This is a genomic window from Aminobacter sp. DSM 101952, assembly GCF_001424795.1.
Classification (GTDB): Bacteria; Pseudomonadota; Alphaproteobacteria; order Rhizobiales; family Rhizobiaceae; genus Aminobacter; species Aminobacter aganoensis.
This window is the reverse complement of the sequence record NZ_LMCL01000003.1, coordinates 136,574-155,511: the sequence shown is the minus strand read 5'-3', so window position 1 is coordinate 155,511 and position 18,938 is coordinate 136,574. Positions and strand designations below refer to the sequence as shown.

Annotated in this window: 14 protein-coding genes and 2 tRNA genes; 8 read left to right on the top strand and 8 right to left on the bottom strand. The window is 63.6% G+C overall.

Going from position 1 to position 18,938, the window contains the following annotated elements:
* Nucleotides 1-194 precede the first annotated feature (194 nt).
* Complete coding sequence (locus tag ASC75_RS05260; protein WP_055971290.1) at nucleotides 195-2,612, bottom strand: EAL domain-containing protein; 2,418 nt, start codon at nucleotides 2,610-2,612, stop codon at nucleotides 195-197.
* A gap of 13 nt (nucleotides 2,613-2,625) precedes the next feature.
* Nucleotides 2,626-3,096, bottom strand: a complete 471-nt coding sequence (locus ASC75_RS05255; protein ID WP_082496409.1) for a molybdopterin-dependent oxidoreductase — start codon at nucleotides 3,094-3,096, stop codon at nucleotides 2,626-2,628.
* 257 nt (nucleotides 3,097-3,353) lie between these two features.
* On the opposite strand from ASC75_RS05255, the gene ASC75_RS05250 reads away from it, so the two are divergent.
* The gene (locus ASC75_RS05250; protein WP_055971287.1) at nucleotides 3,354-3,713 is read left to right on the top strand and encodes a 6-carboxytetrahydropterin synthase; all 360 of its coding nucleotides are present in this window, start codon (nucleotides 3,354-3,356) and stop codon (nucleotides 3,711-3,713) included.
* A 289-nt stretch (nucleotides 3,714-4,002) separates the two neighbouring features.
* On the opposite strand, the gene ASC75_RS05245 is transcribed toward ASC75_RS05250, so the two are convergent.
* A tRNA-Val gene (locus ASC75_RS05245) sits at nucleotides 4,003-4,078 on the bottom strand.
* Nucleotides 4,079-4,291: 213 nt separating this feature from the next.
* Here ASC75_RS05245 and ASC75_RS05240 point away from each other — a divergent pair.
* Nucleotides 4,292-4,368, top strand: a tRNA-Asp gene (locus tag ASC75_RS05240).
* Between the two features lie 250 nt (nucleotides 4,369-4,618).
* Here ASC75_RS05240 and ASC75_RS05235 read toward each other — a convergent pair.
* A complete protein-coding gene (locus tag ASC75_RS05235) occupies nucleotides 4,619-5,887 on the bottom strand; it encodes a M23 family metallopeptidase (protein WP_055971284.1) in 1,269 nt (422 codons plus the stop codon).
* A gap of 383 nt (nucleotides 5,888-6,270) precedes the next feature.
* The gene (gene bcp, locus ASC75_RS05230; RefSeq protein ID WP_055971281.1) at nucleotides 6,271-6,738 is read right to left on the bottom strand and encodes a thioredoxin-dependent thiol peroxidase; all 468 of its coding nucleotides are present in this window, start codon (nucleotides 6,736-6,738) and stop codon (nucleotides 6,271-6,273) included.
* A 102-nt stretch (nucleotides 6,739-6,840) separates the two neighbouring features.
* On the opposite strand from bcp, the gene ASC75_RS05225 reads away from it, so the two are divergent.
* Nucleotides 6,841-10,245, top strand: a complete 3,405-nt coding sequence (locus ASC75_RS05225) for a DUF3971 domain-containing protein (RefSeq protein WP_055971278.1) — start codon at nucleotides 6,841-6,843, stop codon at nucleotides 10,243-10,245.
* Nucleotides 10,246-10,308: 63 nt separating this feature from the next.
* Here the strand turns inward: ASC75_RS05225 and tyrS are convergent, their stop codons facing one another.
* Nucleotides 10,309-11,562 (bottom strand): tyrosine--tRNA ligase, encoded by a 1,254-nt coding sequence (tyrS, locus tag ASC75_RS05220; protein WP_055971275.1) that lies wholly within the window; start codon nucleotides 11,560-11,562, stop codon nucleotides 10,309-10,311.
* 106 nt (nucleotides 11,563-11,668) lie between these two features.
* On the opposite strand from tyrS, the gene ASC75_RS05215 reads away from it, so the two are divergent.
* Together ASC75_RS05215 and ASC75_RS05210 are read left to right on the top strand one after the other, a co-directional pair.
* Nucleotides 11,669-12,793 carry an anhydro-N-acetylmuramic acid kinase gene (locus ASC75_RS05215; protein ID WP_055971272.1) on the top strand — a complete coding sequence of 375 codons (1,125 nt, stop codon included), beginning with the start codon at nucleotides 11,669-11,671 and terminating at the stop codon, nucleotides 12,791-12,793.
* A 97-nt stretch (nucleotides 12,794-12,890) separates the two neighbouring features.
* Nucleotides 12,891-14,249: an esterase-like activity of phytase family protein gene (locus ASC75_RS05210; protein ID WP_055971269.1), complete on the top strand. Its 1,359-nt coding sequence runs from the start codon at nucleotides 12,891-12,893 to the stop codon at nucleotides 14,247-14,249.
* A 91-nt stretch (nucleotides 14,250-14,340) separates the two neighbouring features.
* Here ASC75_RS05210 and ASC75_RS05205 read toward each other — a convergent pair whose 3' ends face one another.
* Nucleotides 14,341-14,988 carry an FMN-binding negative transcriptional regulator gene (locus ASC75_RS05205; RefSeq protein WP_055971266.1) on the bottom strand — a complete coding sequence of 216 codons (648 nt, stop codon included), beginning with the start codon at nucleotides 14,986-14,988 and terminating at the stop codon, nucleotides 14,341-14,343.
* A 14-nt stretch (nucleotides 14,989-15,002) separates the two neighbouring features.
* Nucleotides 15,003-15,677, bottom strand: a complete 675-nt coding sequence (locus tag ASC75_RS05200; RefSeq protein WP_055971263.1) for an alpha/beta hydrolase — start codon at nucleotides 15,675-15,677, stop codon at nucleotides 15,003-15,005.
* Between the two features lie 217 nt (nucleotides 15,678-15,894).
* Here ASC75_RS05200 and ASC75_RS05195 point away from each other — a divergent pair, with 217 nt between their 5' ends.
* From ASC75_RS05195 to ASC75_RS26365, 3 genes are all read left to right on the top strand, one after another.
* Complete coding sequence (locus ASC75_RS05195) at nucleotides 15,895-17,058, top strand: cysteine desulfurase family protein (protein ID WP_055971260.1); 1,164 nt, start codon at nucleotides 15,895-15,897, stop codon at nucleotides 17,056-17,058.
* A 173-nt stretch (nucleotides 17,059-17,231) separates the two neighbouring features.
* Nucleotides 17,232-18,761, top strand: coding sequence for a Fe-S cluster assembly protein SufB (gene sufB / locus ASC75_RS05190; protein ID WP_055971257.1), 1,530 nt, complete (start codon nucleotides 17,232-17,234; stop codon nucleotides 18,759-18,761).
* Nucleotides 18,761-18,922, top strand: coding sequence for a hypothetical protein (locus ASC75_RS26365; protein WP_184117326.1), 162 nt, complete (start codon nucleotides 18,761-18,763; stop codon nucleotides 18,920-18,922). The genes sufB and ASC75_RS26365 overlap by 1 nt, the downstream gene beginning before the upstream one ends.
* Nucleotides 18,923-18,938 lie beyond the last annotated feature (16 nt).

The window sequence follows — 18,938 nt, the reverse complement described above, 5'->3', positions numbered from 1 at the left end:
TGCCCGATCTCTTCGGCATATCCGACCCGGCAACCCAGAGACAGGCGCATCGGTCATGCATCACAGCTAAGAAGCGGTAAGGTTAACGATTGGTCAATGCCAGCCTGTAACGCGTAGCAAGCACCACGATCGCGGCAGAAGGGTGGAGGCGAGGGAGGGACATAGCCGCCGTCCTCGCGGGCATGCCCTCCAGCCTAGGCCAGGGTCAGCCTGTCATGTGGCTTTTCGAGATATTTGCGGATCTGGGCTGCCGGCTTCGGCGCGCTGAAAAAGTGTCCCTGAACCGCGTCGCATCCGGTGGCCCGAACGATCAGGAGCTGCTCTTCGGTTTCGACGCCCTCGGCGATGGTGGTGATTTCCAGCGCATGAGCAAGGTTCACGATCGCACTGACGATGGCCATGTGATCCCTGTTGCCGGCGATCTCCGCGATGAACGATCGGTCGATCTTGACCTTGTCGACCGGAAAATTCCTGAGATAGCTGAGCGAGGAATAGCCGGTTCCGAAATCGTCGAGCGAGATCAGGACGCCCAGCGAATGCAGCCGGTTCAGTGCAAGCAGGGTTTCCTTGCTGTCGTCGAGCAACAGCGATTCCGTGATCTCGAGTTCGAGGCGCTCGGCCGGAAGGCCCGTCATCGCAAGCACGGTGGAAACGGTGTCGACGATGTTTCCCCTCCGGAACTGGCTCGGCGACAGATTGACGGCGACGTTCACATTGCCAGGCAGGCTCATGGCTTGCCGGCAGGCGCCCTCCAGCACCCAGGCGCCGAGCTGCACGATCAGGCCGGTGCTTTCGGCGATGGGGATGAATTCGTCCGGCGAGACGTGGCCGCGCTGGCAGCCGGGCCAGCGCAGCAGGGCTTCCACCGCGGTCACTGCCTTGCTTTGGAGATTGATGATCGGCTGGAAGGCGAGTTCGAACTCCTTGTCGAAATCGGCCGCTCTCAGGTCGAGTTCGAGCATGCGGCGGCGCTGCAGCCGGTCATCCATCTCCGGCTTGTAGAACTGATAGGTCCCGCGCCCGTCGCTCTTGGCGCGATAGAGCGCAAGGTCCGCGTTCTTCACCAAATCGTCGGGGCCGGTCTTGGTTTCCGATTCGAGCGCGATGCCGATGCTCGCGCCGACCACCACCAGATGCCCGTCGAGCTGGTAAGGCTGTTCGAGTGCCTCGATGAGCCGCCGCGCCACGCGGCCTGCCTCGTCGCGTCCGACCGCCGGCTGGACGATGAGGAACTCGTCGCCGCCAAGGCGGGCCACCACGTCGTCTTCGCGCACGAGGCCTGAAACGCGGGACGCGACCTCGCGCAGCAATGCGTCGCCGATCGGGTGGCCGAGCGTGTCGTTGACGTTCTTGAAATTGTCCAGATCGAGGCAGAGGACGGCAGTGTCCTTCTGGTGGCCATGACTTTGCATGAGGATTTGTTCGAGCCGCTCGCGCAGCAGCAGGCGGTTGGGGAGCCCGGTCAGCGGATCGTGGCGCGCCATGTGGGCGATGCGCTCTTCCGCCTGGTGGCGTTCGGTGATGTCCTCATATGTCGCAACCCAGCCGCCTCGCTCCATCGGCTGGTGGCTCACCGAGATGATGCGGCCATCGGTCAGCTTCTGCAGCAGGATGCCGGGCTTGCGGTTGTCGATCAGCTGCTGCTGCTTCCAATAGGCCAGTTCGGCGCTCTGTTGCGTCGAGCTTCCCGCCTTGATCGAGCTCAGCTTGAGCTCTTCCGGCGTCGTTCCGGGCGGCAGGCTTTCCGGCGGGACGCCATACATGGTGGCGAACTTGCCATTGCTGACGATCAGCCGCTGGTCGGCATCGAACATGCAAAGCCCGTGCGACATGTTGCTCAAGGCCGCGTCGAACAGGCCGTTCTGGGTCGCCAGCGCATGGTTGGCTTCAAGAACCGCGGCGTTCGCACCCTCCAGGTCCTTTGAAGTGCGGCGCAGGTCGGCGTTCACAGTGTTGAGCGCGTCGTAAGTATGGGTCAGCAGGCGATTGTGCCATCCGAGCAGGCCGATAAAGGCCAGGCTGCACAGGAAGAAGCCGACCGCGACGGCGGAGAAATTGCCGTGCAGCCGCAGCAGTTCGTTGTCGACTTTGGCCATCTGGATGGCGCTGTACTGGTTGGCCTCGGAGGCGAGGCCGATGAGGTCCGTTTCCAGCGGTGCCATCGAACGCACCGCCGATCGCGCGACCTCTGGCTCGCCGATGCGGGCCATCATGGCGTCCAGTTCCTTGAGCAATTCGGACAGCCGCCTGACCGTATCCTCCCGCTCGGGCGCCTCACTCACGAAGGTCTGGAATTGACCGCTGGTGAACAGGTTGAGCCGGCTCTTGAGGATGTCGAACCGAAGTTGCACGTCGGCTTTGAGAGGTTCGCCCCCGGACGCCGCGAGCGCGGTGAGGCGCTGCGACAGCCGCAGATATTCGTTCATCCCCTGGCTCGCGCTCCACGCCACATCATATCGCGAGATCTTGCCGATCGATGCCTGGCGTTCGTAGATCACGAGCGACAGATATGCTGCGGCAATGGCGAAGGCGGCGATGGTTCCGATCAGGAGTGTCTTGAGCAGGTGAAATGCGAACGCGCGGCGGGAACCAGGCGCAAACAAGGAACCCATGGCATTGGGTTCCCTACCGCACGATCAGGCGGGCAAGCTGCCATACCGAGCGCGAATAGAATTGCTGGCTCTGCAGCTCGGGATTGCTGTCGTAGGGGTAGACGATGAAGAGCGGGCCCTTGTCGCTGACGGGCATGTACTGACCGTCGCGCTTGAGCGCGAGCAGCACGCCATGTTCGGCGAAATCCTTGAGCGGCAGCGTCGTGCTGTAGTCGTTGAGCGCCACAGCGACGACCTCGTTGCCGTCGGCCCCGACCAGCTTCATGATCTTGTCGAGCGGCACGCCTTCGAATTTCACCTTGCCGGTAAACCACGGTGTCATCGTCTCGAATGACGTGACGCCGAGCTCCTCGAGCATTTCGCGGTCGAACTGGGCCTTGCCGTCGGCATTGGTCACGCTGATCTTGCCTTCGATGGTCAGGATCGGGGTGCCTTTGGGAGCGGCCAGTTTTCCGTCTTGGGCGAGGGCGGGCGAGAGCGCCATGAGCATGATCGACGACGCGACCGCCAGGGCGCGGATGAGTGAAGACGGAACGTGGTACATGGCGCGCTTTCCTTGGTGCTGTCGTGCTGTCCAGATGGTGCCTGAGCGCGCTGAACAACGTATTAATAGAATGCGAATTTCCTAATGTGCCGCAACCCGGAAGTCGAGGCATGCGCTTTATCCGGTTTGACCGGTAGGGCGTCCGGTGGCAGATTGCGCGCGAGCTTAAAATAGAATTCAGATGGATACGACTGCCAATGGTTGAGACGTTCAAGGAGTTTACTTTCGAGGCAGCGCATCAATTGCCGCCATTTTCAGGGCTCCACGGTCATTCGTTTCGGGTCAGCATCCATTTGGTTGGCGCTCCCGATCCGGTTTTCGGCTGGCCGGCCAATCTCTACGAGGTGGAAAAGCGAATCGAAATCGTTCGCAAGACCCTCGACCACACCTATCTCAATGACATCGAGGGGCTTGCCGTCCCGTCGATCGAGAACATAGCGCGCTGGATCTGGGAGCAGATGGAGAATCACTTCCCGCAGCTCGATCGCGTCGCCGTCGCGCGCGGCGCGGACGGCCAGGCCGAAGGCACCGTCTATCGCGGCAGGCTGGCGAACTAAGGATCGCGCATTGCGAAGCGCCGTCTTGCGGCGGCAGCCTTGATCAAGGCACACATGGCAGGCCGCTCCTTGTCGGCCTGCCATGGCTCTTTCCGGCCGTCGCACGGCGGTGGGTGCCATCAGGTGCTATTGCGGCTGCAGCGGCCGCCAATCGAACTCACCCTTGAACAGTATTGAACGTGTCTGGCGGATCGCGTCCGCGACCGCATCTTGCGCAGTATTGCCCATGGCAGTTTGCCGAACGTCTCGCTCGGCTGCTCCGAAAACAGCAGCAATTTCAGGGGAGGTATGGTGGGCGATGACGGGCTCGAACCGCCGACATCTTCGGTGTAAACGAAGCGCTCTACCAACTGAGCTAATCGCCCCAACCGCGCGGAGCAATAAGCGGTTCATCCTTGATCTGCAAGTTCAAATGCATGCCGCAAGGGCAGGCAAGTGCGTCCAGAAGCCGGGTTTCCGGTGTCTTGAAAAATAGACGGCGAAGATTGTCGATTATCTCTTCGATGTCGCTTGACACCTAACAGCGAACGCCGTAATTCACCGCCAACGACGCGGCGCCCAGCGCCAACGTCCAGAGCGCGGGTGTAGCTCAGTCGGTTAGAGTGCCGGCCTGTCACGCCGGAGGTCGCGGGTTCGAGCCCCGTCACTCGCGCCAGTTTTTCAAGGACTTCGGTCCTTTTCCTAATCCTCCGTATTGACCGACTTTGAGCCCTGGTGATGCAGGGCACGCATGGCGACGCAAGCTGCAAGGCGCCGCTTCTGGCGACCATTCAGCCGCGAATCGCAGCCACGAAAACCCATCCGATGGTTTTGTAAGAGAGCGCCGCCCGTTCGCGCAGGGTGCGACGCAGCTTGGTGCCTCAGGAGTCGGCTACCCTCGAATCGGATTCGATTCGCGCTCTCGATCAGAGATACTGGCCGAGCTTCTTGCCTGCCTTGATGAAACGCAGCGGATCGATGGCATCGCCGCCGCGGCGCACTTCATAATGCAGGTGCGGGCCGGTCGAGCGGCCGCTGCTGCCGACTTCGCCGATCTCGTCGCCGGCGACGACCTTCTGGTCGGGCGCCACCAGCACCTTGCTCAGATGCGCGTAGCGCGTGACGAAGCCGTCGCCATGGTCGATCTCGACCATGCGCCCGTAGCCGCCGTTCCAGCCGGCCTTGGTGACGACGCCGGCGGCCGTGGCGCGTGCCTGTGAGCCGTAGGGCGCGCGAAAGTCCATGCCCGAATGCAACGCCGGCGTGCCGATCAGCGGATCCTTGCGGACGCCGAAGCTGCTCGAGATCGAATAGCCGGGGGCGGGGTTGGCCAGCGGCAGCTTGCGCGCCTGCGTCTTGATCCGGTCGAGCGTATCGAGGGCTTCGTCGAGTTCCTTGACCTTGCTGTCGAACGCCATCGGATTGTCGAGCGCGACGAGCGGGCCTCCGACGCCCGATTGTCCAAGATCGGCATCGACCGGCAGTCCGGCCCCTTCCAGCGTTTCTGAAATGGCGTCGGCCGTCTGGTAGGCATTCTCGGCCAGCGTGCCGATGCGCTGGACCTGCTCGTCCTCGATGCTGCGCAGCGATTTGTTGATGGCGACGAACAGCTTGTCAGCCCGGTCGGCGCGGCTTTCGCTGTCGGGTGTGATCGACCTCGTCGACCAGAAAGAGAAGGGGCGCATCGCTTCGCTTGTGGCGGCGAGGGCCAACGTGTCGGCTGCTTCGATCGTCTTGCCGGTCAGGCTCGCCCGTTCGTCCGGTGTCTTGGCGGGCGCCACGGGCTCGGCCACCACGGATGCCCGATCCAGGACCTGTCCCAGCCGCCCGTTGCGCTCGCTGAGCTGCGACTGCCGCGCCATCAGTTCGCTGACCTTCGTTTCCATCAGTTGCTGGTCGAGCAACTGCCGGCTGGTGATGCGGTCGACCTGGGCGCGAAGCGCCGAGATTCGGTCCTCATAGGCATGCTGCATGCGCGCCTGGCGGGCCGTGGTGGCGCCGATGAGATCGTCGCGCAAGACGAGATAGGATGTCGCAAGGAGATAGCCGACCGCGACTGCGGCCAGCGCCGAGCCTGCGGCCGCGGCGACCCAGGGGCGCACCGTGAAATGCCGGATCTCGTTGCCGCGCGCGATGATGACCGTGTGCGGTTCCTTGCGCCGGCCAAAAACGGCGGCCTGATTTGCTGCTTTCACCGGACCGAACTCTCATTAAGAGACAGTGACGGTCTGATTACACATTATTAGGGTTAACAAAGCTTTGCGCGCATGGCGCCCGGTCGACCGCGTTCGCAGAAAGACAAATCAAGCCCGCCTGCAAATGCAGGCGGGCTTTCGAGATTTATCAAAGATAGAAGAGGCACATTGGCGCCGTCATGGCCGCGATACAAAGAATTGACACGTACTAACGCCGGATGTTCATTTGCTTTAGCGCAGGAAGAGCCAAAGCAGGATGATGATGGGGATCGGAATACCGATCATCCAGAGGATGATGCTGCGGAACATCTTGTTTCTCCCGTCGATTGCGTCCTGTCTGCAACGCCGGGAGAAGGGATCGGTTCCGCAGCAGGCGATATTCGCTAGAGCGCCTTCACCGCATCGAGAACCTCTGCGGCATGGCCCGGCACCTTCACCTTGCGCCAGATGCGCGCGATCTTGCCATCAGCACCAATCAGGAAGGTCGAGCGCTCGACGCCCATGTATTTGCGGCCATACATGCTCTTTTCGGTCCACACGCCATAGGCTTCGAGCGCCTTTCGCTCTTCGTCGGCCACCAGGTCGATGCCAATTTGGTGCTTGGCCTTGAATTTGTCGTGTTTCTTGGCGCTGTCGGGCGACATGCCGATGACGACCGCTCCGGCCTTCTCGAACTGCGGCTTGAGCTGGGTGAAATCGATGGCCTGGGCCGTGCAGCCGCTCGTATCGTCCTTGGGGTAGAAATAAAGGACAACCGGTTTGCCGGGGAAGTCGGAAAGCGTCAGAATACCGCCGCCGTCGCGCGGCAGAGCGAATTGCGGGGCGGTTTGGCCGGTCTCGAGTTCAGACATATCGATACCCTTGTTTGAAGTTACGGGTGAGCTCGCAAGGATGTCAGGTTATTAATGCCGGACGTGGATTCGTCCACGACCGAAACGACTACGGGACATCGCGTGGTTCAGGAAGTGCCCCGGCACGAGAAAATCCGGTTCAGGCGCGACGAGATCACCGATCTCGGCGCAATGCCTTCGGCTGCCGGCCAGGAGCTGGCTCGCGAGCGTCCTTCGTTGCGGCGCCGCGCCGGCCATTGCCTGTTTGCCGCGGTGGCCGTGCTTGGCTCGCTGATCCTGCTCGTCATCATTGCCATCGAAGCCCTCAGCTATTCCGGCGTCGGCCAGGATAGGATGCGGGCCGAGGCGGAGCGGGCGATCGAAGGTCTGGCCGGGGTCGATGTCGATGTCTCGATGGGCCAGGTGCGGCTGGCGCTCGACGGATTCAGGCTGATTGCGGTCGAGGTTCCCGATGTTCGCCTGAAGCGCGCCGACGGCAAGCCGATGGCCGAAGCCGGCATGATGCGGTTTGGCATACGGTTGTTGCCGCTGCTGTCGGGCGACGTGCGCCTCGGCAACGCCATGATCTCCGAGGCCCGCATCGTTGTCGACGCCATGCCGGAGACCGGCGGCACCGATTGGAGCGCCGTGCTGCGCAATCGGGACGGGCTGATCGATCCGCAGAAACTGTTGGACGAGACCTTCCACGGCGTGCGTCGCGGCTTCGAGGCGGTTCAGTACGACGCTATGCGCGAGATCGCGCTGGCCGATGTCGAATTCGTGCTGCCCTCGGGCGGGGAGGTCAATGTCGTTCGCGTCGTTGACGCCTCGCTCGCCAAGACGCGATCGGGCGAGCTGAGGATCGGCGCCAATTTTGACGTCGACGGTCGCGATGTCGCGCTTTCGGCGGCAGCCACGCGCGCAGCCGGCGCCGATCGCATCGCGGCCCTCGACGCCACCGTATCGATGATCGACCCCTATGCCGGAAAGACCGACATACCCGCTGCCAAGGCGAGCCGCATCGGCTCCGCCGATCTTGTCATCACCGGCAGCGAAGGGGCGGGCGACGACGTTTCCGAGCTGGTCGCCAAGGGCTCGATCGGCAAGTCGACGCTCGACCTCAAGGAGCGCGGCCAGCTTGTCGGCGACATTGCCATCGATCTGCGGCTGGCCGACGGACTGGACAAGCTCGACATTCGCCGCCTGCTCGTCACCACCGACCGCTCGACCTTCGATTTCAACGGCGGTCTCGGGCCGCGCCCGGCGACGGGCAAGGTCGGCGACAACCCTGCCTATCGCTTCGAACTGATGAGCCGGGAGTCGCGGCTGGCGCCGGGCGAATCGCCTGAGCCTGCCGTAAGCTTCCTGGCCCGCGTCGCCGGCAGCTATGACATCGTGACCAGGACGCTCGCTGCCGAGCAGATCGGTTTGAAGTCGGGTCCCGGCGGCGAGGCGATCGGCAAGGCGTCGGTGCAGTTCGTGGAGGGCAAGGCGCCGGGCATCTTCCTCGCATTCAATGTCCACGACATGTCGGTCGCCCATGTGAAGCAGCTTTGGCCGTGGTTTTCGGCGCGCAATGCCCGGCTTTGGGTGCTGCAGAACCTGTTCGGCGGGCGTGTCGTCGACGGTAACGTCCAGTTCAGCGTGCGGCCCGACCGTCTCGGCAATGGCGTGCCGCTCACTTCCCGGGAAGTCTTCGGCCGCTTCGAGATCGATGGCTCGCGTTTCGACACCGCAGGCCTCATTCCGCCGATCCGCGATGCGAAGGGCGTCGTCGAGTTCCATGGCAACGACGTCGACGTGGCGCTGTCCTCGGGCACGGTCTTCATGCCCAGCGGTCGCACGGTGGCGGCGAGCAATGGCACGCTGAAGGTCGTCAAGGCCAATGTCATGCCGGTGATCGGCTCGCTCGACATCGATGTCGCCGGCAGCGCGGATGCCGTTGCCGAACTCGCCTCTTACGAGCCGATAAACGCCATGCGCCATGTCGGCATCCTGCCGGAAGAACTGACGGGCGACGTCACCGGCAACGTCAAGGCCGACATTCCGCTGACCAAGGGCATCGACACCGACACGCTCGATTGGACCGTGGCGCTGGACTACGAGGACCTGTCGGTCGCCAAGCCGCTCGACGGCCAGAAGCTTTCGGACGCGAAGGGCACGATCACGGTCACGCCCAGCAAGGCCGTCATCGCCGCCGACGGCAAGCTCAATGGCATCCCTGCCGAACTGAATCTCGTCGAGCCGCTGCGCGACAAGGACATCGAGAAGGAGCGCAACGTCCAGTTCGTGCTCGACGACAAGGCGCGCAACGCGCTCGTTCCCGGCCTGTCGGACATGCTGTCGGGCACCATCAAGGTCGACGTCGAGCAACTGGACAAGGGCAGGCGCAACATCGATGCCGACCTGACCGCCGCGCGGCTGGACCTCCCCTGGGTCGGCTGGAGCAAGGGGCCGGGCATTCCGGCCAAGGTTTCGTTCACGATGGATACCGAGGGCGAGCGCTCGACGCTGTCCGACTTCCGCCTGACCGGAAAGACCTTCAGCATCAGCGGCGACGTCTCGCTCGCCAATGGCAGCTTGACCTCGGCGCGCTTCGGCCAGGCGCGGCTCAATCGCGGCGACGATGTCGACGTCAGCATCAAGCGGTCCGGCAAGGGTTTTGCGGTTCAGGTGAAGGGCAATTCGCTCGATGCGCGCGCCTTGATCAAGCAGTTCATGTCCGACACCGACTCGGCCACCAAATCGGCGGGAACGGGCGCCGTGTCGGTCACGGCGAATGTCGGAACGCTGGTCGGTTTCAGCGGCGAGAAGCTGTCCAACGTCACGCTCGAATATTCCGGCTCGGGGTCCAAGGTCGGTGGCCTGAAGGTCAATGCGACGGCAAATTCGGGCGGTCTGATCACCGTCAGCAACGTCCTGCAGGGCCAGGGCAGGCGGCTCGATGTCCGTTCGGCCGATGCCGGTGCCATCCTGCGCTTCCTCGACGTCTATGCGCGCATGCAGGGCGGCAGCCTGGCGCTGGCGCTCGAGTCGTCGGGCAATGGCCCGCTCAAGGGCCAGGTCGACGTGCGCGAGTTCTGGGTCGTCGACGAGCCGCGTCTCGCCTCCATCGTTTCCAGCAAGCCTGCCGGCGACAACCGCAGCCTCAACCAGGCGGTGCGCAAGGACATCGATACCTCGCGCGTCAAGTTCGAGCGCGGTTTCGCCCAGATCGACAAGCGCGAGAAATACCTGGCGCTGGAAAACGGCGTGCTGCGCGGGCCGCTGATCGGCACCACCTTCCAGGGCGTGCTCTACGACCAGCAGGGACAGATGAACATGACCGGCACCTTCATGCCGGCCTATGGCCTCAACCGCCTGTTTGGCGAGCTGCCGCTGGTCGGCGTCATCCTCGGCAATGGCCGCGACCGCGGCCTGATCGGCGTCACATACAAGCTCTCTGGCGACGCCAACACGCCCAAGCTGCACGTCAATCCGCTGTCGGTGATCGCCCCCGGCATCTTCCGGGCCATCTTCGAGTACTGAGCACCTGCGGACATGAAAATGGCCGGCAATGCCGGCCATTTCTGTTCCATGACGTGCGGACGGTCAGGCCGGGCGCACCAGGATGTGCTTCTTCTTGCCGAGCGACAGCTTGACCACGGCCTCCGGCGTCAGGTCGGCGGTAGTGACTGCGCGGCGCTCGTCATTGACCGGCTGGTCGTTGATGCGCACGGCACCGCCCTGGACGTGCCGGCGGGCCTCGCCGTTCGACGCGGCAAGCCCGGCACGCACCACCAGTGACAAAAGGCCGATGCCGGCCTTCAGCTCGTCGCCCCCAACCTCCACCGTCGGCAGGGTCTCGGCCAACGCGCCTTCCTCGAAGGTTTTCCGCGCTGTCTCGGCAGACTGCTCGGCGGCTTCGCGGCCGTGCAGCATCGCCGTCACCTCGGTCGCCAGCACCTTCTTGGCGTCGTTGATCTCCGAACCGCCCAGCGCTGCCAGCCGTGCGATCTCGTCCATCGGCATCGCCGTGTAGAGCTTCAGGAAACGCTCGACGTCGGCGTCCTCGGTGTTGCGCCAGTACTGCCAGAAATCATACGGGCTCAGCATGTCGGCATTGAGCCACACCGCGCCATTCATCGACTTGCCCATCTTGGCGCCCGACGAGGTGGTCAGGAGCGGCGAGGTCAGCGCATAGAGCTGCGGCGTGCCGAGGCGGTGGCCAAGGTCGATGCCGTTGACGATGTTGCCCCACTGGTCGGAGCCGCCCATCTGCAGGCGCAGGCCGTAGCGCTTGTTGAGTTCGACGAAGTCGTAGGCCTGCAGGATCATGTAGTTGAATTCGAGGAACGACAGCGATTGCTCGCGGTCCAGGCGCTGCTTGACGGAATCGAAGCTCAGCATCCGGTTGACCGAGAAGTGCTGGCCGACGTCGCGCAGGAACTCGAGATAGTTGAGCGGCAAAAGCCACTCGGCATTGTTGACCATCATCGCATCGCGGGGGCCGTCGCCGAAGGTCAGGTAGTTGGAAAACACCCGCTTGATGCCGTCGATGTTCGACTGGATCGTCTCGGGCGTCATAAGCTTGCGCGCCTCGTCCTTGAACGAGGGATCGCCGACCATGCCGGTGCCGCCGCCCATCAGCGGGACGGGGCGATGGCCTGTCTTCTGCATCCAGTACAACATCATGATCTGGATCAGGCCGCCGGCATGCAGGCTCGATGCCGTTGGATCGAAGCCGATATAGGCCGACACGGTTTCCTTGCAGAACAGGTCGTCGAGGCCGGCGTCATCCGAAGTCTGGTGGATGAAGCCGCGCTCGGAAAGGGTGCGCAGGAAATCGGATTTGAAGCCGGACATGGTGCTTTCTCTTGGCGGACGATTGGGATCGGACGATCCGGCATTGGATCGGCGAAGCTGGGGCTTTAGCATCTGAAGCCTTGGAATCACAAGGACGGCGGACCTCATGGCGCTTCTGACAGCCATTGGATTGATGAGCGGCACCTCGATGGACGGCATCGACCTCGCCATACTGCGCAGCGACGGCGCCAATGTGCTTGAATTCGGCCCGTCCATGGCGGTGGCCTACGATGCCGCCTTTCGTCGCCGCATCGAGGCTTCGCTGGAAACGGCAAAGGCGATCGTCCGCCGCGAGGACCGCCCCGGCGACCTTCGCGATCTCGAACGCGAAATCACCATGCGCCACGCCGCGGCGGTCAAGGATTTCATCCGTTCTCTGCCCGCCAAATGGCAAGAACCGGACCTCATCGGCTTCCACGGCCAGACCGTGCTGCATCGTCCGCATCTCGGCCTCACCGTCCAGCTTGGCGACGGTGCGCTGCTTGCCCGCGAGGCCGGTTTCCCTGTCGTCTACGACATGCGCGCCAACGACATGATCCATGGCGGGCAGGGTGCGCCGCTGGTTCCTGCCTATCACGCAGCGCTCGCCCGGTCGCTGCCCGAGCCCTACGCCACGATGAAGCCTGCCGTGTTCGTCAATGTCGGCGGCATCTCCAACATCACCTATGTGCCTGCGTCGGGCGACCCCGTCGCTTTCGACACCGGTCCCGGCAACACGCTGATCGACCAGTGGGTCAGCCGCGAGGGCGGCGTACCCTACGATGCCGGTGGCACCATCGCCAGCGAGGGCGGCGTGGTGGCCGAGGTCGTCGCGCGCTATCTCGACAATCCGTTCTTCGGTAAATCGGGGCCGAAATCGCTCGACCGCAACGATTTCACGCTCGCCCTGGCCGAAGGCCTGGAACTGGCCGACGGCGCCCGCACGCTGGCCAATGTCTCGGCCGAGGCGATCCTGAAGTCTGTCGAACATTTGCCGGAACCGCCAAGGCTCTGGATCGTCTGCGGCGGCGGCCGCAAGAACCCGCACATCGTCGGCGATCTTCGTCTGGGCGCCGAAAAGGCCGCAGCCGAGGTGATCGTCGCCGAGGATGCCGGTCTCGACGGCGATGCGACGGAAGCCGAGGCCTGGGCCTATCTGGCTGTTCGCTCGGCTCTGGGGCTGCCCTTGACCTTCCCGACGACGACCGGCTGCCGCGCCCCCGTCAGTGGCGGCGTCCGCGCCGACCCCTGATCCGGGCGGGCTTCATCAAAGTTTCATTCAGGCGTCACCGGGCCGACATGGCGCGCTCCTAGCAGGGGCACGTCAGTTCAACCAACCGGGGTCCACCATGCGACGCTCTCTCCATCTGGCTGCAGCCGTTCTCGCGATTTCCACCGCCGCCGCCCTCGCGGACGGCACGGAGTTCAAGGCAACGCTTGCCGGCCATGCGATCCTGCCCGCCAACACCATCATAGCGGCGCCCGAAAACGCGCCCGAGCACCTGCGCACCTCGGGCAAGTTCACAACGCCGGACCGCAAGCGCGCCGAAGGCCTGGGCACGGTTCCGGGCAAGGATGGCGTGCGCACGACAGGTCTGTCGCTGCCCTTCGACGGCCAGCCGGTGCAGGGCTTTTCCGGCATCAAGGCGGTTGGCGACGGCACGTTCTGGTCGCTGTCCGACAACGGCTTCGGCGCCAAGCTCAATTCGACCGACGCGGCCCTGATGCTGCACCACATCTCGTTCGACTGGGACAAGGGTACGATGAACCGCATCAAGACCCTGTTCCTCACCGATCCGGACCGCAAGGCGCCGTTCCCGATCGTGCTCGAAGGCTCCGACACCCGCTTTCTCACCGGTGCCGATTTCGACGTCGAATCGATCCAGCCGGTCGCCGACGGATTCTGGGTCGGCGAGGAATTCGGTCCGTACCTGTTGAAATTCGACCTCGACGGCAGGCTGACCGATGTCGTTGCAACTACCGTCGACGGCGAGGCGGTGATTTCGCCCGATCACCCGACGCTGACGCTGCCTGGCAACCCCACCGCCAGGAACCCCACCTTCAACCTCAAGCGCTCGGGCGGCTATGAAGGCCTGGCGATGTCGAAGGACGGCGCCAGGCTCTACGGCCTTCTCGAAGGCCCGCGCTACATGGCCGATGGTTCCGTCGAGACGGTTGATGGCAAGACCGCGCTTCGCGTCATCGAGTTTGACGCCGCCAGGAAAGAGTGGACCGGTCGCAGCTGGCTCTACCCGCTGGCCGACGGTGGCGAGGCCATCGGCGACTTCAACATGATCAGCGAAACCGAAGCGCTGGTCATCGAGCGCGACAACGGTGCCGGGACCGCGAACAAGGCTTGCACCGATGCCAACGATCCCAAGCCGGATTGTTTCGCCAGGCCGGCCAAGGTCAAGCGCATCTACAAGATCGAGATGACCGACGACAACGTCGGCAAGGCCGTGCGCAAGGTCGGCTATATCGACCTGATGAAGATCGCCGATCCCGACAACAAGAAGCGCCAGGGCGGCGGCGAGGGCTTCTACGACATGCCCTTCGTCACCATCGAAAATGTCGACCTCGTCGACGACAGCCACATCGTCGTCGGCAACGACAACAACCTGCCGTTCTCGGCCGGCCGTTCCCTGGTCAAGGCTGACGACAATGAGTTCGTGCTGCTGGAAGTCGGCGCGTTCCTGAAGGCCAGGTAAGGGACGTCTCGACGTGGCGGGCGGCCACCGGCCGTCCGTCATTTCTGAATGAGGTCGCTGCAGCTGAAGTCACGTTGTTCGAGACCAGCGGCTATTCGCCCGTCAGCCCGCCATATTGCCGGACCAGTTGCGCCATGCCGTCGTCGGTGCCCTGGTCCGCTTCCAGTCCCGTGGCCACGCCTGCGCGGTCGCCTACCGGCCGGTTCTGGCTGACCTTCCATTTGCCGTCGATGCTGGCAATGTCGATCTCGAGCCCGACGATACCCTTGATCTGGGCGTCGATGTAGGCCTGGGGCGCGTCGGTCACCTGCCAGGGCTCGGCGCGGCCGGCCTCGTGCGTCGCCGTGAGCTTGGCAACCTGGGCGGCGAGCCAGTCCTTGTCCTCGATCACCCGCACCGTGCCGCGCACCTGGACCATGGCGTAGTTCCAGGTCGGCACCACCTTGCCGGTGTCGCGCTTGGTCTCGTACCAGGATGGCGTGATGTAGCTTTCAGCACCCTGGAACACCACCAGCACAGGCTCGGCCATCTCGGCCAGCAGCCGCCATTGCGGGTTGGCGCGCGCCAGGTGGGCCTGCAGCCTGCCGTTCGGCCCGACATCGGCGTCGAGCAGGAACGGCAGCGGGTTGGCGACCGGGCCGTCCGATCCGTTGCAGACCAGAAGGCCGAGCGGGTGGCTGCGGATCAGCGCATGCAGCACGTCCAGCCTGGTCTCGCGAAACAGGGGCGGCTGGTACATGCGGGCTGGTCCTTTTAGCGGAGGCGCTTCGGACGCGGATCCGAAAGCTCGCCGGCGAGGCGCCGGTCGAGATATTCGGCGCATTCGTCGATCACCACCTCCGGATCGTTGCCGAAGAAGTGGTTGGCGCCGGTCAGCGTCTTCTGGGTGATGGTGATGCCCTTCTGCGTATGCAGCTTGTCGACCAGGCCCTGCACGTCCTTGGGCGGGGCCACCTTGTCGGCGTCGCCATGGATGATCAGGCCGGACGAAGGGCAGGGCGCCAGGAACGAGAAGTCATAGGTGTTGGGCTGCGGTGCCACCGAGATGAAGCCCTCGATCTCCGGGCGGCGCATCAGCAGCTGCATGCCGATCCAGGCACCGAAGGAATAGCCGGCGACCCAGCAGCTCTTCGAATCGGGATGCAGCGACTGCACCCAGTCGAGCGCGGCTGCCGCGTCCGACAACTCGCCGGTGCCGTGGTCGAATTCGCCCTGGCTGCGGCCGATGCCGCGGAAATTGAAGCGCAGCGTGGTGAAGTCGCGCTTCTGGAACATATAGAAGAGGTCGTACACGATCTTGTTGTTCATCGTGCCGCCGAACTGGGGGTGCGGGTGCAGGATGATGGCGATCGGCGCGTTCTTTTCCTTGGACGGCTGGTAACGACCTTCCAGGCGACCCGCCGGACCGGTGAAAATGACCTCTGGCATAGAATACTCCACTTGACGCAAAGCCGATGAAACAATCCTGTTCCAGCCTTGACGCGGGGGACGCGTCTTCATAGAAGCTAGTTTAGAACTGTTCAAAACTGGGTGGCGAGGCCACCTGTTTGGCAAAGCGGGTAGATAGGACGGCTCGCCTTGGAATTTCAAGGAAATTGCGCGTCCCCACACCCAAACGTGATTTGACAGGGCAGATTGTACGGAAATGGCCGGATCGCGCGCCTATCTCGACCACAACGCCAGTGCGCCGCTGCTGCCCGCAGCGCGTGCGGCCGTGGTCGCAGCGCTCGATGTCGCCGCCAATCCGTCGTCCGTGCACAGTGAAGGCCGGACCGCCCGCAGGATCGTCGAGGATGCCAGGCGCGATGTCGCCACGCTCGTCGGCGCCCAGCCCGGGCATGTCGTCTTCACCTCGGGCGCTACAGAGGCTGCAACGACGCTGCTTTCGCCGGACTGGCGCATGGGCCGTGGTGCGGTCCGCATGTCGCGTCTCTTCGTCACCGAAGCCGACCATCCTTGCGTGCTGAACGGTGGGCGCTTTCCCGCCGAGCGGATCGCGCGGCTGGGTGTCGACGCCAACGGCATCATCGATCTTGTTGCCTTGCAGGCAGCACTTGCCGCCCACGACAAGTCCGAGGGCCTGCCGCTGGTGGCGATCCATGCCGCCAACAACGAGACCGGCGTCATCCAGCCCGTTCGTGCCATTTCCGAACTGGTCAAGGCTGCCGGCGGCGTGCTGGTGCTCGATGCGGTCCAGGCGGCCGGGCGCATTCCTCTCGACATGTCAGAGGGTTACGCCGACTACCTGATTCTCTCCTCGCACAAGATCGGCGGTCCCAAGGGCGCCGGTGCGATCGTCGCCTTCGCCGACCTGATGATGCCGGCGCCGCTCGTCACCGGTGGCGGCCAGGAGAAGGGCCATCGCGGCGGCACCGAAAACCTGCCGGCCATCGCCGGCTTTGGTGCTGCTGCGCGCGAAGCGCTGGCGGGCCTTGCCGAAATCGAGCGGGTGCGCACCCTGCGCGACGGCATCGAGGCAGCGATCATGCGGCTTGCCCCCGATGCCGAAATCTTCGGAAAGGCCGTCGAACGGCTTGCCAATACGACATTCTTCGCTATTCCGGGCGTCAAGGCCGAGACGGCGCAGATCGCCTTCGATCTCGCGGGCGTCGCGCTCTCGGCCGGCTCCGCCTGCTCGTCGGGCAAGGTCGGTCCCAGCCATGTGCTGAAAGCCATGGGCTATGCCGACAATCTCGGTGCCCTGCGTGTCTCGATCGGAAGGCAGACGACCGAGGCGGACGTGGAAAAATTCGAAACGGCCCTTGCCGCGCTCCTGGCGCGCCGCACGGATCGTACGCAGGCCGCCTGAAAGGGTGGCAAATTTGGCCCAAGGGCCAGTGAACGGGTGTGTCAGGGGCGCCGCAAGGCGGCCTTCCGGGTGAATTCCCGGACGGAATGCACTATATGGAACTTACGCCGCTCCAGCGGTGCCATAGTTTGAAAACTGTCGGGCCTTGACCCCGGCGTGGATGGAGAACGCTTATGCCTGCTGTGCAGGAAACGATCGAGCAGGTCCGCAAGATCGATGTGGACCAATACAAATACGGATTCGAGACCGAGATCGAGACTGAAAAGGCTCCCAAGGGCCTGAACGAAGACATCATTCGTTTCATCTCGAACAAGAAGAACGAACCGGAATGGATGCTCGAATGGCGCCTGGAAGCGTTCCGCCGCTGGCTGACGCTCGAAGAGCCGACATGGGCGCGCGTCGACTATCCCAAGATCGACTTCCAGGACATCTACTATTACGCCGCGCCGAAGAACCAGTCGGGCCCCAAGTCGCTCGACGAGGTCGATCCCGAGATTCTCAAGGTCTATGAGAAGCTCGGCATCCCGCTGCGCGAGCAGGAAATCCTCGCCGGCGTCCAGAAGGAAGCGGCACCTGTCGACGACCTGTCCGAAGACGAGCCGGGCGACAACGTCTACAAGTCGGGCCGCGTCGCCGTCGACGCCGTGTTCGACTCGATCTCGGTCGTCACCACCTTCAAGGAAGAGCTGGCCAAGGCCGGCGTCATGTTCTGCTCGATCTCGGAAGCCATCCGCGAGCATCCCGAGCTGATCAAGAAGTACCTCGGCTCGGTCGTGCCGACTTCCGACAACTATTATGCGACGCTGAATTCGGCCGTATTCACCGATGGCTCCTTCGTCTTCGTGCCCAAGGGCGTGCGTTGCCCGATGGAACTGTCGACCTATTTCCGCATCAACGAGAAGAACACCGGCCAGTTCGAGCGCACGCTGATCATCGCCGAGGAGGGGGCCTACGTCTCTTATCTCGAGGGCTGCACCGCACCCCAGCGCGACGAGAACCAACTCCACGCCGCCGTGGTCGAGCTGGTCGCGCTCGACGATGCCGAGATCAAGTATTCAACCGTCCAGAACTGGTACCCGGGCGATGCCCAGGGCAAGGGCGGCATCTACAACTTCGTCACCAAGCGCGGCGACTGCCGTGGCGACCGGTCGAAGATCTCTTGGACCCAGGTCGAGACCGGTTCGGCCATCACCTGGAAGTACCCGTCCTGCATCCTGCGCGGCGACGACAGCCGCGGCGAGTTCTACTCGATCGCCGTGTCCAACGGCTACCAGCAGATCGATTCGGGCACCAAGATGATCCACCTCGGCAAGAACACGTCGAGCCGCATCATCTCCAAGGGCATTGCTGCCGGCAATTCGCAAAACACCTATCGCGGCCAGGTCTCGGCTCACCGCAAGGCGACCAACGCCCGTAACTTCACCCAGTGCGACTCGTTGCTGATCGGCAACCAGTGCGGCGCGCACACCGTGCCTTACATCGAAGCCAAGAACGCCACGGCCCAGTTCGAGCACGAGGCGACGACCTCGAAGATCTCCGACGACCAGAAGTTCTACGTCATGCAGCGCGGCATTCCCGAGGAGGAAGCCATCGCGCTGATCGTCAACGGCTTCGTCAAGGAAGTCATCCAGGAACTGCCGATGGAGTTTGCCGTCGAGGCGCAGAAGCTCATCGGCATCAGCCTCGAGGGGAGCGTCGGCTGATGGATCCGGTCACGATGGTCTTCTACGCGGTCGTCTGCGGCGGACTTGCGGCGGCTGCGCCGTCGTTTCAGTCGCGTGCTGCACGGCTTGTCGTGGGAACCATCACCGGCATCGTTGCCGCAAGCCTTTTGCCGCTGCTGCGCCGTGTGTTCGGGATCTGAGAATTCCGTGCCGCGC